Source organism: Streptomyces sp. NBC_00259, from assembly GCF_036181745.1.
In the GTDB taxonomy this organism is placed as follows: Bacteria; Actinomycetota; Actinomycetes; order Streptomycetales; family Streptomycetaceae; genus Streptomyces; species Streptomyces pratisoli.
Genome location: NZ_CP108080.1, coordinates 3,212,498 through 3,227,745 on the forward strand (window position 1 = coordinate 3,212,498; position 15,248 = coordinate 3,227,745).

The window sequence follows — 15,248 nt, forward strand, 5'->3', positions numbered from 1 at the left end:
GACATTGCTGTGACCGGGATCAAGACGACCGGCGAGAAGAAGCTGATGTTCTTCTCCGGCCGCGCCCACCCCGAGCTGGCCGAGGAGGTCGCACATCAGCTGGGTGTCGGCCTGGTGCCGACCAAGGCATTCGATTTCGCCAACGGTGAGATCTACGTCCGCTTCCAGGAGTCGGCGCGAGGCGCCGACTGCTTCCTGATCCAGAGCCACACGGCTCCGATCAACAAGTGGATCATGGAGCAGTTGATCATGATCGACGCTCTGAAGCGGGCTTCCGCGCGGAGCATCACCGTGATCGTTCCGTTCTACGGCTATGCCCGTCAGGACAAGAAGCACCGTGGCCGTGAGCCGATCTCGGCCCGTCTGGTCGCGGATCTGATGAAGACGGCGGGTGCCGACCGGATTCTCACGGTCGATCTGCACACGGACCAGATCCAGGGCTTCTTCGACGGGCCGGTGGACCATCTGTTCGCGCTGCCGCTGCTGGCGGACTACGTGGGCGCGAAGGTCGACCGTTCCAAGCTCACCGTGGTCTCGCCGGACGCCGGCCGCGTGCGTGTCGCCGACCGCTGGTGCGACCGGCTGGACGCGCCGCTGGCGATCGTGCACAAGCGCCGTGACAAGGACGTGGCGAACCAGGTCACGGTCCACGAGGTCGTCGGCAATGTCGAGGGCCGGGTCTGCATCCTGGTCGACGACATGATCGACACGGGCGGCACGATCTGTGCGGCCGCGGACGCGCTCTTCGCGCACGGTGCGGAGGACGTCATCGTGACGGCGACGCACGGTGTGCTGTCCGGTCCCGCCGCGGACCGTCTGAAGAACTCGAAGGTGAGCGAGTTCGTGTTCACGAACACGCTGCCGGACCCGAACAATCTGGAGCTGGACAAGATCACGGTCCTGTCGATCGCTCCGACGATCGCGCGTGCGGTGCGTGAGGTCTTCGAGGACGGTTCGGTGACGAGCCTCTTCGAGGAGCAGTGATCTGCGGCTCTGTTCTCCGGAGCTGATGTCCGGGCGGATGTCCGGGATCTCCCGGCTGATGTCCGGGATCTGAAGTCCGGGATCTAGATCGATTTCCGGGGCGGCCTCCCCGCCGAGTAGACTGTGCAGGTTGCTCGGCGAGGGAGGCCGTACTCATATGTACGGCGGTCCGTTATCGACGCGCTCTTCGTAGCAGGCCAGTCGTGGCCGGGTGACCGTTCATCTTTCGTCACCAGATACGAGGAGTGCACATGTCCGAGGTGAAGCTCGCCACCGAGACCCGAACCGAGTTCGGCAAGGGTGCCGCCCGCCGCATCCGCCGCGACAACAAGGTTCCGGGCGTTCTGTACGGCCACGGCGTCGACCCGATCCACGTCACGCTGCCGGGCCACGAGCTGCTGCTCGCCCTTCGTACCCCGAACGTCCTGCTCGCGCTGGAGATCGAGGGCAAGAAGGAGCTGGCGATCCCGAAGGCCGTCCAGCGTGACCCGCTGAGGGGCCACCTGGAGCACGTCGACCTGCTGCTGGTGAAGCGCGGCGAGAAGGTCAGCGTCGAGGTCCCGGTCCACGCCGAGGGCGAGCTGGCCCCGGGCGGCAACCTGCTGGAGCACGTGCTCAACGCGCTGCCGGTCGAGGCCGAGGCCACCCACATCCCCGAGTCGTTCACCGTGTCCGTCGAGGGCCTGGAGGCCGGTGCCTCCGTCCTCGCCAAGGACATCACGCTGCCGAAGGGCGTCACCCTGGCCGTCGAGGACGACACCGTCGTCCTCCAGGTCCTGGCCGCGCAGGCCGAGGAGCCGGCCGCCGAGGCCGAGGGCGAGGCCGTCGAGGGCGAGGCCACCGAGGCTGTCGAGGCCTGAGCCGTAGGCTCTGCTTGACGGGGTGGCGGGCCGCTCGGCCCGCCACCCCGTTTTCTGTTCGGACCACGAGGAGACGTTCATGACGACGGAGGACGCCGGCGCGCCCTGGCTGGTGGTGGGGCTCGGGAATCCGGGGCCGGGCTATGCGGACAATCGCCACAACGTGGGCTTCATGGTCGCGGATCTGCTCGCGGAGCGCATCGGCGGGAAGTTCAAGCGGGCGGCGAAGACGCAGGCGCAGGTGGTGGAGGGCCGGATCGGTCCGGTCGGCCCCGCGAACCGGCGGGTGATCCTGGCGAAGCCGATGTCGTACATGAATCTGTCGGGTGGTCCGGTGGTGGCGCTGCGGGACTTCTACAAGGTGCCGACGGCGCGCATCGTGGCGATCCATGACGAGCTGGACATCGATTACGGGGCGCTGCGGCTGAAGTTGGGCGGCGGCGACAACGGGCACAACGGTCTGAAGTCGATGACGAAGGCGATGGGTGCCGACTATCACCGGGTCCGGTTCGGTATCGGGCGTCCGCCGGGACGGATGCAGGTGGCGGACTTCGTGCTGAAGGACTTCTCCTCGATGGAGCGCAAGGAGCTGGACTACTTCGTGGACCGGGCGGCGGACTCGGTGGAGTGTCTGGTGACGGAGGGTCTGGAGCGGACGCAGAGTGCGTACAACTCCTGACAAGCCCCCCATAGCAATGGCCTGAGGTTGACCGAGCGCGGTCGATTGCCGAAGTATCGCGCCCCATGAAGCGGAACTCCTCCGGCCGGATGCTCGACCACGGGCGCCGCGTGTCCATGGTCCTGGTCGCCCTGCTGCTGCTCGTCGCCGGCGTCTGGTCGTCGTGGGGCACGGCCCAGCACGTCCTGCTGTCCAAGGGCCGCGAGCACGGCACGCTCACCGTCGCGAGCTGCGGCGAGAAGACGTGCACGGGCCCCTTCGACCCCGACGGAGCCGGTACCGCGCGCACGGGCCTGACCATCGAGCGGTCCGTCGCCGTCGACAAGGGCGCGAAGCTCCCCGTCGTCGTGAAGCCCGGCACCGACGAGGTCGTCCGCACCGGCTGGCCCGGCGCACTCCACGCCTGGCTGCCCTTCGGCGGCGCGCTGCTCCTCGCGGCGTGCGTCATCGGCGGTGGGCTGCGGATGCCCCGCACGGCGTGGGCGACGGCGGCGGCGGGCGGAGCGCTTCTGGTGAGCGCGTTCTTCGCCCTCTGACGCCTCGCCGGACGGGCTCTCGTCGAACCCGTCCGGCGATCCCGGGACGAAACGGCCGGGCGTCAGCCCGTGTTGCGCAGGCCCGCGGCCACGCCGTTCACGGTCAGCAGCAGCGCCCGCGAGAGCAGCGGGTCCGCCGGCTCCCCGCGTTCCGCCGCCCGGCGCTGGCGGGAGAGCAGCGAGACCTGCAGATACGAGATCGGGTCCAGGTAGGCGTCCCGGATCGCGAAGGTCTGCTGGAGCACCGGGTTGGAGTCGAGCAGCTGCTCCCCGCCCGTCACCCGCAGCACCTCACGCACCGTCAGCTCGTGTTCCGCCTCGATGTCCTCGAAGACGTGCTTCAGCTCGTCCGGCACGAGGGTGTCCACGTAGTGCCGGGCGATCCGCAGGTCCGTCTTGGCGAGCGTCATCTCCACGTTGGAGAGGAAGTTCCGGAAGAAGTGCCACTGCTCGTACATCTCCGCGAGTACGGAGTCGAGGCCCGCCTCGCGAACGGCCTTCAGTCCGGAGCCGACACCGAACCAGCCCGGCACGATCTGCCGCGACTGGGTCCAGCCGAAGACCCACGGGATCGCCCGGAGTCCGTCGAGGCCCGCGCCGCTGTCGGGGCGGCGTGAGGGCCGGGAGCCCAGGTGCAGATCGGCGAGCTGGTCGACGGGCGTGGCGGCGAAGAAGTACGCCGGGAGGTCGGGGTCCTCCACCAGCCGCCGGTACGCGGCGTGGGCGGCGTCCGAGACGGTGTCCATCGCGGCGTCCCAGCGGGCGAGCGCCTCGTCGCTCTGGCGCGGGGCCGTGTGCAGCGCCGACGCCTGGAGCGTCGCGGCCACGGTCAGTTCCAGGTTCTCCCTGGCCAGGGACGGGATCAGATACTTGTCGGAGATGACCTCGCCCTGCTCGGTCACCTTGATCTCGCCCTCCAGCGTGCCCCACGGCTGGGCGAGGATCGCGTCGTGCGAGGGGCCGCCACCGCGGCCTACCGTCCCCCCGCGGCCGTGGAACAGCCTCAGGCGGACTCCGTAACGGTGAGCAACATCCCTCAACCTCCGCTGGGCCCGGTGGATCTCCCACTGTGAGGTGGTGATGCCGCCGAACTTGGAGGAGTCGGAGTAGCCGAGCATGACCTCCTGGACGTCGCCGCGCAGGGAGACGAGCCGCCGGTAGGAGGGGTCGGCGAGCATGCCGTCGAGGATGACGTCCGCGGCCTTCAGCTCGTCGGTGGTCTCCAGCAGCGGCACGATACCGATCTTCGCCCAGCCGCCGTGCAGGTCGATCAGCCCGGCCTCGCGGGCCAGCACGGCGGCGGCGAAGACATCGTCGGCGCCCTGGCACATCGAGATGATGTAGGACTCGATGACCTCGGGCCCGAACCGCTCGAAGGCTTCCTTCACGGTGTGGAAGACGCCGAGGGTCTTGGCCCCGGCGGCGTCCAGCGGGGCCGGTGTCGGGGCGAGCGGCCGCCGCGAGCGCAGCTCCTTGGCCAGCAGCTTCTGCCGGTAGTCGCGCGGCATGTCGGCGTACCGCCACGATTCCTCGCCGAGCCGGTCGAAGAGCTGGCCGAGGGCGTGGTGGTGGGCGTCCGCGTGCTCCCGTACGTCCATGGTGGCGAGCTGCAGCCCGAAGGCGGCGAGCGTGCGGATCGTACGGTCGAGGCGGCCGTCGGCGAACAGCCCGCCTCGGTGGGCGCGGAGCGACGTCTGGACCAGGGTGAGGTCGTGCAGCAGCTCGGCGGTGCCGAGGTAGTCGCGGCCTTCCTCGTGCGCGGTGCCCTTGGCGAGCCGCTCGCGCGTGTTGACGAGCTTCTGGCGGATGCAGGTGGCCTTGAGGCGGTACGGCTCCTCGGCGTTGAGCCGCTTGTAGCGGGGGCTGATCTCGGGGAGCCGCTCCAGGTCGGTCTGCAGCGACTCCAGCAGCTCCTCGGTGGCCCCGGCGTAGCGGATCGAGTTGGACAGCAGTCCGCGCAGCGAGTCGACGGCCTCGAGCGCGTCGGTGATGCCGTGCTCGTGCTGGAGGATCAGCACCTCGCCCGTGACGTCCGGTGTGACGTTGGGGTTGCCGTCGCGGTCGCCGCCGATCCAGGTGCCGAAGGTGAGGGGCCGGGTGCCGGGCGGCAGCTCGACGCCGACGCGCTCCAGCTCGGCGGCGAGGTCCTCCAGAACGTCGCCGACGGCGCCGGCGTGCAGTTCGTCGAGGTAGTAGATGGCGTTGCGGGCCTCGTCGGCGGGCTCGGGGCGTACGACGCGGAGCTCGTCGGTCTGCCAGATGAGGTCGATGTTCTCGGCGAGCCGGAGGTCGTGCCGGCGGCGGTCGGCGGCGATGACCGGGGTCTCCAGCAGCTGGGCGATGCGCCGCAGCTTGTTCAGCACGGACCGGCGCGCGGCCTCGGTGGGGTGCGCCGTGAACACGGGCCGCACGTTGAGATTGCCGACGGTCTCGCGCAGATGCTCGGGATCGGCTTCCTTGAGCATGTCGACGGTCCGCGAGAGCAGTCCGCCCTCGGCGGCGCGCCGCTCGCGCATCTCGCGGCCGCGGTGCACCTGCTCGGACACGTTGGCAAGATGGAAATAGGTGGAGAACGCGCGAACCAGCTTCGTGGCGGTTTCCAGGTCGGTGTCCCCGAGCAGCTCGGCGGCGGCCTCGCCGTCCGTCCGGGTCAGAGCACGTACACGTTCGACGAGCTCGAGGAGCTCGGGGCCTTCCTGCCGTACGAGGGTCTCGCCCAGCAGATCGCCCAGTCGGCGGATGTCGGAGCGCAGCTCCGCGCTGGCGGTTGTTGTCTGGTCGGCACTGCTCACAGGTGCGGCTCCTTGCAGTGTTTGAGCACGTCTGGAGGTTTCCGGAGGCTTTGCGGACCGCGCTGTCCGACGACTCCAAGGATAGGTGTCCGTTCACGCGGCGTTGTCCACAGCCCTCTTGCCGCGAGGCTTCGCGCTGACATACTTACGACGCCGTAGGTTACGGACCCGTAGCAACGGATCAGACACACCTCTCACCCCCCAGGGGACACCCCATGACCACAAGCCCCGATGTGATCGACGACGCCCGGAAGCCGTCCGAATCCGACCTCCCGCCCGGCACGCTGGGCGGCGACAACAAGCGTTCGATCGAGCAGATCGCCCTGCTGCTGTTCATCACGGTGCCCTTCCTCGCTCTGCTGGCCGCGGTTCCGCTGGCCTGGGGCTGGGGCGTGAGCTGGCTCGATCTCGGTCTGCTCGTCTTCATGTACTACCTCGGCTGCCACGGCATCACGATCGGCTTCCACCGCTATTTCACCCATGGTTCGTTCAAGGCGAAGCGCCCGCTGCGCATCGCGCTGGCCGTCGCCGGCTCGCTGGCGGTGGAGGGCCCGCTGGTCCGCTGGGTGGCGGACCACCGCAAGCACCACAAGTTCTCCGACGCCGAGGGGGACCCGCACTCGCCGTGGCGGTTCGGTGACACGGTCCCCGCGCTGATGAAGGGCCTGTGGTGGGCGCACATCGGCTGGATGTTCGACGAGGAGCAGACGCCGCAGCAGAAGTACGCGCCGGATCTGATCAAGGACCCGGCGATCCGGGCGATCTCCCGTCAGTTCGTGTACTGGACGATCCTGTCGCTGGCGATCCCGCCGCTGGTCGGCGGTCTGGTGACGATGTCGTGGTGGGGCGCGTTCACCGCGTTCTTCTGGGGCTCGCTGGTGCGGGTGGCGCTGCTGCACCATGTGACCTGGTCGATCAACTCGATCTGTCACGCGGTCGGCAAGCGCCCGTTCAAGTCGCGTGACCGCTCGGGCAACGTGTGGTGGCTCGCGCTGCTGTCGTGCGGCGAGTCCTGGCACAACCTGCACCACGCGGAGCCCACGAGCGCGCGGCACGGTGTGATGCGTGGGCAGATCGACTCCAGTGCGCGGCTGATCCGCTGGTTCGAGCTGGCGGGCTGGGCGTACGACGTGCGCTGGCCGAGTGCCGAGCGGATCGACGCCCGGCGCAGGACGGAGGCCGCGGAGGCGGCATGATTGAGGACGTGGCGATCGACGGCAGCAGCACCAGCAGCAGTGAGAAGCCCCGGCGGGGACGCAGGGTCCGGATGACCGGAGCCGAGCGCCGCCAGCAGCTGCTCGACATCGGTCGCACACTCTTCGCGGCGAAGGGCTTCGAGGGCACGTCGGTGGAGGAGATCGCGGCGAAGGCCGGGGTCTCCAAGCCGGTGGTGTACGAACACTTCGGCGGCAAGGAGGGCCTGTACGCCGTCGTGGTGGACCGGGAGATGCGCCAGCTCCTCGACATGGTCACCGGAGCCCTGACCGCGGGCCATCCGCGGGAGCTGCTCGAGCAGGCCGCCTTCGCGCTGCTCGACTACATCGAGACGTACACGGACGGCTTCCGCATCCTGGTGCGCGATTCGCCGGTGGCGCAGTCGACGGGTACGTTCGCGTCGCTGATCAGCGACATCGCCACTCAGGTCGAGGACATCCTGGGGCTGGAGTTCAAGGCGCGCGGCTTCGATCCGAAGCTGGCGCCGCTGTACGCGCAGGCGCTGGTGGGGATGGTCGCGCTGACCGGCCAGTGGTGGCTGGACGCCCGCAAGCCGAAGAAGGCGGAGGTCGCGGCGCATCTGGTGAATCTGGCCTGGCACGGGCTGGACGGGCTGGAGCCGAAGCCGCGGCTGATAGGCCACCGCAAGAGCTGAGGCCGTCGGTGAGGCCGTCGGTGCCCGGGGCGAGCCCGTCGGTACCCGGGGCGCTTCGGTCCCGGCCGGCGGTCGGGTCCCTGTCGTGGGAGTGACCGCCGACCGGGGGGTAAGTCGGCCGGATCGGCCAGGTCGGCGGAGCCGGTCACCGGCCAGGCTCCAGGAACTCCAGGACGTTGCCGGCCGGGTCCTCGGAGTGGAAGCGGCGGTGCCCCGGCAGGTCGTGGTTCCAGACCACCTTGGCGCCGTGTGCCGCGAGGCGGTCGGCATACGCCTCGATGCCGCTGACGCGCAGGCCCGGATGGGCCTTCCGGGACGGCCGGAAGGATTCCTCGATGCCGAGGTGCAGCTGCACGGATCCGGCCTGGAACCAGCAGCCGCCGTTGACGGCGAGGGCCGGGGGCTTGGGGATCTCGGTCATGCCGAGGGCTTCGGTGTAGTACGCGCGCAGGGCGTCCTCGGAGCCCGGTGGTGCGGCGAGCTGGACGTGGTCGACAGCGGTCAGCATCGGTACCCCCTCCTGGTCACGACGGTTTGCGGGCCACGGCGAAGATGCGGCGGAACGGGAAGACCGTGCCGTGCGGGCCGGGCGGATAGGCCTTGCGGAGCAGATCGCGGTACTGGGTGAGGAATTCCTCGGTGGCCTCCTCGTCCCCTTCGAGCGCGGTGAGGACCGGCCGCAGTGCCGTGCCCTTCACCCAGTCCAGGACGGGGTCCTCGCCGGTGAGCAGCTGGAGGTAGGTCGTCTCCCAGGTGTCCGTCGCGCAGCCGAGGTCGGCGAGACGGATGAGGTAGTCGGCCGGCTCCAGGACGTGGACGAAGCGGCGGCCCTGGCCGTCGAGGCGGTCGCGCCACTGCGGGGCGTCGCAGAGTTCGCCGAGCAGCGCGTGGCTGGGTGAGGTGAAGTTGCCGGGGACCTGGAAGGCGAGGGTGCCGCCTGGCGCGAGGCCGTCGATCCAGGTCGCGAAGGATTCGGGGTGGCTGGGCACCCACTGCAGTGCAGCGTTGGAGACGATGAGGTCGTAGGGCTCGTCGGGTGTCCAGTGCGCGGCGTCGGCGGGACGGAAGTCGAGCAGGCCGCCGCCGGCCGTGGGGCCCGCGTACTCCTTCTCCGCGCGGGCGAGCATCTCGGGTGAGAGGTCGAATCCGGTGATCCGTGCGTCCGGCCAGCGGTCGGCGAGCAGGACGGTCACATTGCCGGGTCCGCAGCCCAGGTCGGCGATCCGGGCCGGCCGTGTGCCGTGGGGCAGTTCGGGTATGCGGGCGAGCAGATCGAGGAACGGGCGGGTTCGGTGGCCCGAGTGTCGTAGGTACTGCTGTGGATCCCAGGTTGGAACGGAATGCATGTTCGATCCCCCTTGCTGGAACGATTTCCGGAACCGGAACGGAGCTCCGGCCCGACCATGCCCAATCGTCCAGCTAAATATATCTTGACGTCAAGAGACTTCATGTCGACAGACCATCTACACTGATCGTCATGGAGGACGAGGTCGACCGACTGGTCGCTGCCTGGCGCCGCGAGCGCCCCGACCTCGACGTGGAGCCGCTCGAGGTGCTCAGCCGCGTCTCCAGACTGGCACGCCATCTCGACCGGGCCCGCCGGATCGCGTTCTCCGAGCACCAGCTGGAGCCCTGGGAGTTCGACGTCCTGACGTCGCTGCGGCGCGCGGGCGCGCCCTATCAGCTCTCCCCAGGCCAGCTGCTCACCCAGACCCTGGTCACCTCGGGCACGATGACCAACCGTATCGACCGGCTCGCCAAGAAGGGCCTGGTCGAGCGGCTGCCCGATCCGAGCGACCGGCGCGGTGTGCTGGTGCGGCTCACCACCGAGGGCCGTGACCGCGCCGATCAGGCCCTGGCCGGGCTGCTCGCCCAGGAACGAGCCATCCTGGGCGAACTCTCCCGTACCCAGCGCGGCGAACTGGCCGGGTTGCTACGCCAGTTGACCGCCCCGTTCGACAACGTCCCCGGCTGAGGACCTCGCCAGCTCCGCGGGGCCGACCCCGGCCCGCCGCGCCAGCGCCACAGCGGCGAGGGTCGAGTGCACACCCAGCTTGCCCAGCACGTTCTGCATATGGGTGCGGACCGTGTGCGGGGAGAGGAAGAGCCGCTCGGCGACCGCCTTGCGACCCAGTCCCGCCACCATGCAGCGCAGCACCTCGCGCTCGCGCGGGGTGAGCGACTCGACGAGCTGCTCGCTCTCGGTGCGGTGCTTGCGCGCGGCGGTCAGCTCCCGCAGGACGCCCGTGAGCAGCGCGGGCGGCAGATGCGTCTCGTCGCGCAGCACGCCACGGATCACCGTGAGCAGCCGCTGCAGCGAACAGTCCTTGGCCACCCAGCCAGAGGCCCCGGCCTGGAGCGCCAGGGCGGCACGGCGTGGGTCGTCCTTCTCGGCGAGGACGACCGTACGGACCGCGGGACGGGCCGAACGCACCCCGGACACCAGGGAGATGCCGTCCACGAAACCGTCCCCGTCGTCGGGGACGGCCCGGGCGACGACCGGGGCGGCAGGTGCCGCCGCGGCCCCCAGATCCGCGTCGACGAGCATCACGTCGAATCTGCGGCCGTCGGCCGCCGCGCGCTCGAGGCAGCGCAGCGCGGCCGGGCCGCTGCCCGCCGCGGCGACCTCGACGTCCGGCTCGGCCGCGAGCGCCGCGGCGAGGGACTCGGCGAAGATTCGATGGTCGTCCACCACAAGGACCCGGATACGAACCACAGACACCCCCAGGCTGTGCTTTCCGGCGGAGGTCACGAAGCGCGGGTACGGCGCCCGGAAGGAGTGGTGGGCAGTCCCCCACGGCCGCCGCCGTGCTTGACTGCTACCCCGCCCCGGGCGTCGTACCCGACTGTCTCGCCCCCTGAACAGCACCGGCCCCCACCGGCGCTGTGCATCAGAGTAGGGCCGGTGGCCGGGAGCGGAAGGGCATTTGCAGAACTGGTTGAACGCCGTGTTTAAGGTGTGCCTCATGTTTCGTTTTGAGACAGAAGTCGACAAAGAACGCCGTGTGCTGCTCGGCGAACGGCTGGAGGCCGCCAACGCACACCGCTCCCCTGCCATGCGCGCCCTGGCCGGCACCCCGCACGAGGACGAAGTCCCGCTGCAGGTCTGGGTGGTGGACGAGACGTCCGGCGAACTGGCCGCGGGCCTGGCGGGCCGCACCTGGGCGCGCTGGCTCCATGTCGACCTCCTCTGGGTCGACACCCCCCACCGCGGCGCGGGCCTCGGCTCCCAGCTCCTCACCGCGGCCGAACGCGAGGCCCGCGTCGGCCGTGGCTGCACGCACTCCCGCCTGGAGACCTGGGACTTCCAGGCGCCGGCGTTCTACCGCAGACACGGCTACGCGGTCGTCGGCCGGGTCCCCGACTACCCGCCGGGGGTGACCGAGTACATCCTCACGAAGGCGCTCGGCTGACCCGGCGGGCCCCAGGACCGCGCCCCGTGCCCGGAGTCACGGCCCGCGGAAGCTCAACGGACCCGGCGCGCCCCCGCGGACGGCACCGCCGGGAAGACACGTGGCGGGGTGTGGCCGGCGGCCGCGAAGGCGTCCAGGACGGCCTTGGTCACCGTGTCCTCGTCCGCCGACTCGACGAGGACGATCGCCGAGCCGCCGAAGCCGCCGCCGGTCATCCGGGCGCCCAGTGCGCCCGCCGCGTTCGCGGAGGAGACCACGAGGTCCAACTCCCCGCAGGAGACCCGGAGATCGTCCCGGAGGGAGGCGTGGCCCTCGGTGAGGACCGGGCCGACGCCGCGGACGTCGCCCGCGTCCAGCAGCGCGATCGTCCGCTCGACCCGGTGGTTGTCGGTCACGACATGGCGTACGTAACGGCGCACCGTCGCATCGGCCAACCGCCCCAGGGCATCCGGAAGCCGCGCGTATTCGACCTCGCGCAGCGTGCGCACGCCCAGCGCCCGCGCGCCCGCCTCGCATCCGGCGCGCCGCTCGGCGTACGCGCCGTCGCCGAGCGCGTGCTTCACCCGGGTGTCGACGACCAGGAGCCGCAGCCCTTGGGCGGCGAGGTCGAAGGGGACCTGGCGGCGGTCGAGGTCGCGGGTGTCGAGGTACAGGGCGTGGCCTTCGGTGCAGCAGGCCGACGCCACCTGGTCCATGATCCCGCACGGCACACCGACGAACGCGTTCTCGGCGCGCTGGGCCAGCCGCGCCAGCTCCTCGCGGGGCAGGCCGAGCCCGTGGAGATCGTTCAGGGCCAGCGCGGTGACGACCTCCACGGCCGCCGAGGAGGAGAGACCCGCGCCCGTCGGCACGGTCGAGTCGAGATGGAGGTCCGCCCCGGTGACCGGGTGCCCGGCCTCCCTCAGCGCCCACAGCACACCCGCCGGATACGCCGCCCAGCCCGTGCCCGCGCGGGGTACGAGGGAGTCGGCGGAGAGCTCGACCACGCCCTGGTCCATGCCCGCCGAGTGGACCCGCAGCACCCCGTCCGTGCGCCGCGCCACCGCCGCGACCGCCGTGTGGGGCAGCGCGAGCGGCATCACGAATCCGTCGTTGAAGTCGGTGTACTCACCGATCAGATTGACCCGGCCCGGCGCCGCCCAGACCCCCTCGGGGTCGTACCCGTACAGCTCGCGGAACCGCTCCTCCACGCTCATGCGCCGGCCTCCCTGGCCCGGGTGAACTCCCATGCGTCGGCCACGATGCCCGCGAGGTCCGCCCGTGACGGGCTCCAGCCCAGCCGCTCCCGGGCGGTGGCGGAGGACGCGACCAGCACGGCCGGGTCGCCCGCCCGGCGGGGGGCGGTGACCTCGGGAATCGGGTGACCTGTGACCTTGCGGACGGTCTCGACGACCTCGCGGACGGAGAAGCCGTTGCCGTTGCCGAGGTTGCAGATCAGATGCTCCCCGGCGGTGACCTTGTCCATGGCGAGCAGATGGGCCTCGGCCAGATCGGCGACGTGGATGTAGTCGCGTACGCAGGTGCCGTCCGGGGTCGGGTAGTCGTCGCCGAAGACGGAGATCGACTCACGGGTGCCCAGAGCCACCTGGAGGACCAGGGGGATGAGGTGCGACTCGGGGTCGTGGCGCTCGCCGCAGCTTCCGTAGGCGCCCGCCACGTTGAAGTACCGCAGCGATGCCGCGGCCAGCCCGTGCGCGGCGCACTCACCGCTGATCATGTGGTCGACGGCCAGCTTCGAGGCGCCGTACGGGCTGGTCGGCGCGGTCGGGTCGGTCTCGGTGATGGGGGTGGAGACCGGCTCTCCGTAGGTCGCGGCCGTCGACGAGAAGACCAGCTTGCGCACACCTGCGGAGCGCATCGCGGCGAGCAGGGCCATCGTCCCGCCGACGTTGTTCACCCAGTACTTCTCGGGGTCCACGACGGACTCACCGACCTGCGAGAACGCGGCGAAGTGCAGAACGCCGTCGTAGGAGGGGTCGAGCACCCGGGCGGCGTCCTGGATGCGGCCCTCGATGAAGTCCGCCCCCGCGGGGACGCCCTCGCGGAAGCCCGTGGACAGATCGTCGAGCACGGTCACCTCGTGCCCCGCCTCCAGCAGATGCGCGGCCACCACGCTGCCGACATAGCCGGCCCCGCCCGTCACCAGGTACTTGCTCACGTGCTCGCTACCTCTCGCAGTCGGTGGGCCGCGGCCTCCGGCGGCACATCGTTGATGAACACACTCATGCCGGACTCGGAACCGGCGAGGAACTTCAGCTTTCCGGGAGTACGGCGGACGGTGAAAAGCTCGAGGTGCAGCGCGAAGTCCTCGCGCGACGCATCGCCGAACGGCGCCTGGTGCCAGGCGGCGATGTACGGCGTCGGCGGCTGGTCCGTGCCGAAGATCCGGTCGAAGCGCCTCAACAGTTCCAGATAGACCTGTGGGAACTCTGTGCGCGCCTCCTCGTCCAGTGCCCGCAGGTCGGGCACGCGGCGCCGCGGGTAGAGGTGGATCTCGTACGGCCAGTGCGCGGCGTAGGGCACGAAGGCCACCCAGTGCGCGCCCTGAAGGACGATCCGTTCGGAGTCCGCGAGCTCGCGCTCCAGGGTGTCGTCGAAGAGGTTGCGGCCGGTGGCGGCGAGGTGCTCGGCGACCGAGCGCTGCATCAGGGCGGTACGGGGGGTGACGAAGGGATAGCCGTAGATCTGGCCGTGCGGATGGCCGAGGGTCACACCGATCTCCGCGCCCCGGTTCTCGAAGCAGAACACCTGCTTGACCTGCGGAAGTTCGGCGAGTTCCGCGGTGCGGTCGGTCCAGGCGTCCAGGACGAGGGCGGCCTGCCGCTCGGTGAGGGCGGCGAAGGAGGCGTCGTGGTCGGAGGTGAAGCAGACGACTTCGCAGCGGCCGGATGCTCCGGCGAGGGAGGGGAAGCGGTTCTCGAAGACGACGACGTCGTAGTCGCTGTCGGGGATCTCGCTGAGCCGGCCGTCCCGGGAGGGGCAGAGCGGACATTCGTCGGCGGGCGGGTGGTACGTACGGCCCTGGCGGTGGGAGGCGACGGCGACGGCGTCGCCGAGCAGCGGGTCGTGCCGGATCTCGGACGTGGTGGAGGTGGGGTCCAGCGGCCGGCGGTCGACGGCGTCACGGACGACGTCGTCGCGGGAGTCGTAGTAGAGCAGCTCTCGGCCGTCGGCGAGCCTGGTGACTGTCTTCTTCACGCGGAGTGCCTCCATGGCCCGCCATCCACCAACATAAGCGAACACAACAAACCATGAGTCAACAGAGACGTCAACCGTGGCGTGTGTGTTCATGTGGGAGTGGGAGGTCGGGGCAGCACGGGGCCAGAGGGTCGGCGCGTGAGACGGCGCCTGCCCCGGTGCGCGTGCTCAGGCCTGGTCGGCGTCCCGCAGCGGTACGGGCGGTGCGGGCGGTCCGGCCGGCGGGATCGCGGCGTGGTCGAGCAGCCCCGTCCTGGCCGCCAGCGCCGCGGCCTCCAGCCGTGAACCGACGCCCAGCTTCATCAGCACCCGCTGCACATGGGTGCGGGCCGTGCTCGGGGCTATGCCCATGCCCGCCGCGATCAGCCGGGTGTCCTCGCCCTCCGCCACCCGTACGAGCACCTCCACCTCGCGTGGAGTGAGCATCTGCAGCAGCCGCCGGCCTTCGTCGTCGGGCTGGGCCGCCGGGTTCAGCAGCTCGCAGAACGCGCCCTGGAGCAGCTGCGGCGCGACCGCCGTCTCGCCGGCCCGCGCCTTGACCATCGCCCGCTCGACGCCCTCGATGCGCTCGTCGTGGCGTACGTAACCGGAGGCGCCGGCGGCGAAGGCCGCCGCGATCCCGCGCGGCGACGGCACGGGCCCGAGCACCACCACGGCCACCTGCGGCCGCTCCCGCTTGATCCGCACGATGGGGTCGAACGCCCCGGGCTCCGCCGGTGCCGCGGTGCCGAGCAGGCACACCTCAGGGGCCCTGCTCACCACGAGCTCGGCCGCCCTCGCCGTCGGCGCCGCCGCCGCGAGCACCCGGTGCCCGCGCAGTTTCAGCGCCGAGGCCAGCGCCTCGGCCAGCAATCGGTGGTCGTCGACCACCATGAGCCGCACACCCATCGAGCAACCCCCATACCCCTGGAGTCGG

Annotated in this window: 16 protein-coding genes; 8 read left to right on the plus strand and 8 right to left on the minus strand. The window is 70.6% G+C overall.

Annotated features, from left to right (window positions below; all coding sequences use genetic code 11):
• Nucleotides 1-9 precede the first annotated feature (9 nt).
• The 4 genes from OG766_RS14310 (at nucleotide 10) to OG766_RS14325 (ending at nucleotide 3,059) form a co-directional block, all read left to right on the plus strand.
• Nucleotides 10-984, plus strand: coding sequence for a ribose-phosphate diphosphokinase (locus OG766_RS14310; RefSeq protein ID WP_266378779.1), 975 nt, complete (start codon nucleotides 10-12; stop codon nucleotides 982-984).
• Nucleotides 985-1,235: 251 nt separating this feature from the next.
• Complete coding sequence (locus OG766_RS14315) at nucleotides 1,236-1,844, plus strand: 50S ribosomal protein L25/general stress protein Ctc (RefSeq protein ID WP_266378783.1); 609 nt, start codon at nucleotides 1,236-1,238, stop codon at nucleotides 1,842-1,844.
• A 79-nt stretch (nucleotides 1,845-1,923) separates the two neighbouring features.
• A complete protein-coding gene (pth, locus tag OG766_RS14320) occupies nucleotides 1,924-2,523 on the plus strand; it encodes an aminoacyl-tRNA hydrolase (protein ID WP_328725482.1) in 600 nt (199 codons plus the stop codon).
• A gap of 65 nt (nucleotides 2,524-2,588) precedes the next feature.
• Nucleotides 2,589-3,059, plus strand: a complete 471-nt coding sequence (locus OG766_RS14325; RefSeq protein WP_266378787.1) for a hypothetical protein — start codon at nucleotides 2,589-2,591, stop codon at nucleotides 3,057-3,059.
• A gap of 62 nt (nucleotides 3,060-3,121) precedes the next feature.
• Here OG766_RS14325 and ppc read toward each other — a convergent pair whose 3' ends face one another.
• A complete protein-coding gene (gene ppc / locus OG766_RS14330; RefSeq protein ID WP_328725483.1) occupies nucleotides 3,122-5,851 on the minus strand; it encodes a phosphoenolpyruvate carboxylase in 2,730 nt (909 codons plus the stop codon).
• 215 nt (nucleotides 5,852-6,066) lie between these two features.
• Here ppc and OG766_RS14335 point away from each other — a divergent pair, with 215 nt between their 5' ends.
• Both OG766_RS14335 and OG766_RS14340 read left to right on the plus strand, forming a co-directional pair.
• Nucleotides 6,067-7,047, plus strand: coding sequence for an acyl-CoA desaturase (locus OG766_RS14335; protein ID WP_266378795.1), 981 nt, complete (start codon nucleotides 6,067-6,069; stop codon nucleotides 7,045-7,047).
• A complete protein-coding gene (locus tag OG766_RS14340; RefSeq protein WP_266378798.1) occupies nucleotides 7,044-7,721 on the plus strand; it encodes a TetR/AcrR family transcriptional regulator in 678 nt (225 codons plus the stop codon). The genes OG766_RS14335 and OG766_RS14340 overlap by 4 nt, the downstream gene beginning before the upstream one ends.
• A 145-nt stretch (nucleotides 7,722-7,866) precedes the next feature.
• Here the strand turns inward: OG766_RS14340 and OG766_RS14345 are convergent, their stop codons facing one another.
• The gene (locus OG766_RS14345; RefSeq protein ID WP_328725485.1) at nucleotides 7,867-8,229 is read right to left on the minus strand and encodes a VOC family protein; all 363 of its coding nucleotides are present in this window, start codon (nucleotides 8,227-8,229) and stop codon (nucleotides 7,867-7,869) included.
• Between the two features lie 16 nt (nucleotides 8,230-8,245).
• Entirely contained in the window at nucleotides 8,246-9,067 is an 822-nt protein-coding gene (locus OG766_RS14350; RefSeq protein ID WP_328725486.1) for a trans-aconitate 2-methyltransferase, read from the minus strand.
• A gap of 131 nt (nucleotides 9,068-9,198) precedes the next feature.
• On the opposite strand from OG766_RS14350, the gene OG766_RS14355 reads away from it, so the two are divergent.
• On the plus strand, nucleotides 9,199-9,696 hold the full coding sequence (locus OG766_RS14355) for a MarR family winged helix-turn-helix transcriptional regulator (RefSeq protein WP_266378806.1): 498 nt from the start codon (nucleotides 9,199-9,201) through the stop codon (nucleotides 9,694-9,696).
• Here the strand turns inward: OG766_RS14355 and OG766_RS14360 are convergent.
• Nucleotides 9,655-10,437, minus strand: coding sequence for a response regulator transcription factor (locus OG766_RS14360; protein WP_266384125.1), 783 nt, complete (start codon nucleotides 10,435-10,437; stop codon nucleotides 9,655-9,657). The genes OG766_RS14355 and OG766_RS14360 overlap by 42 nt on opposite strands.
• Before the next feature lie 250 nt (nucleotides 10,438-10,687).
• Here OG766_RS14360 and OG766_RS14365 point away from each other — a divergent pair, with 250 nt between their 5' ends.
• Nucleotides 10,688-11,134: a GNAT family N-acetyltransferase gene (locus OG766_RS14365; RefSeq protein ID WP_266378809.1), complete on the plus strand. Its 447-nt coding sequence runs from the start codon at nucleotides 10,688-10,690 to the stop codon at nucleotides 11,132-11,134.
• A 53-nt stretch (nucleotides 11,135-11,187) separates the two neighbouring features.
• Here the strand turns inward: OG766_RS14365 and galK are convergent, their stop codons facing one another.
• The 4 genes from galK to OG766_RS14385 form a co-directional block, all read right to left on the minus strand.
• Entirely contained in the window at nucleotides 11,188-12,330 is a 1,143-nt protein-coding gene (gene galK, locus OG766_RS14370; RefSeq protein ID WP_328725487.1) for a galactokinase, read from the minus strand.
• Nucleotides 12,327-13,292: a UDP-glucose 4-epimerase GalE gene (gene galE / locus OG766_RS14375; protein ID WP_266378815.1), complete on the minus strand. Its 966-nt coding sequence runs from the start codon at nucleotides 13,290-13,292 to the stop codon at nucleotides 12,327-12,329. The genes galK and galE overlap by 4 nt, the downstream gene beginning before the upstream one ends.
• A complete protein-coding gene (gene galT / locus OG766_RS14380) occupies nucleotides 13,289-14,332 on the minus strand; it encodes a galactose-1-phosphate uridylyltransferase (RefSeq protein WP_266378818.1) in 1,044 nt (347 codons plus the stop codon). Before galT ends, galE begins: the two co-directional genes overlap by 4 nt.
• 168 nt (nucleotides 14,333-14,500) lie before the next feature.
• Nucleotides 14,501-15,220 carry a helix-turn-helix transcriptional regulator gene (locus OG766_RS14385; RefSeq protein WP_266378821.1) on the minus strand — a complete coding sequence of 240 codons (720 nt, stop codon included), beginning with the start codon at nucleotides 15,218-15,220 and terminating at the stop codon, nucleotides 14,501-14,503.
• Nucleotides 15,221-15,248: the final 28 nt, after the last annotated feature.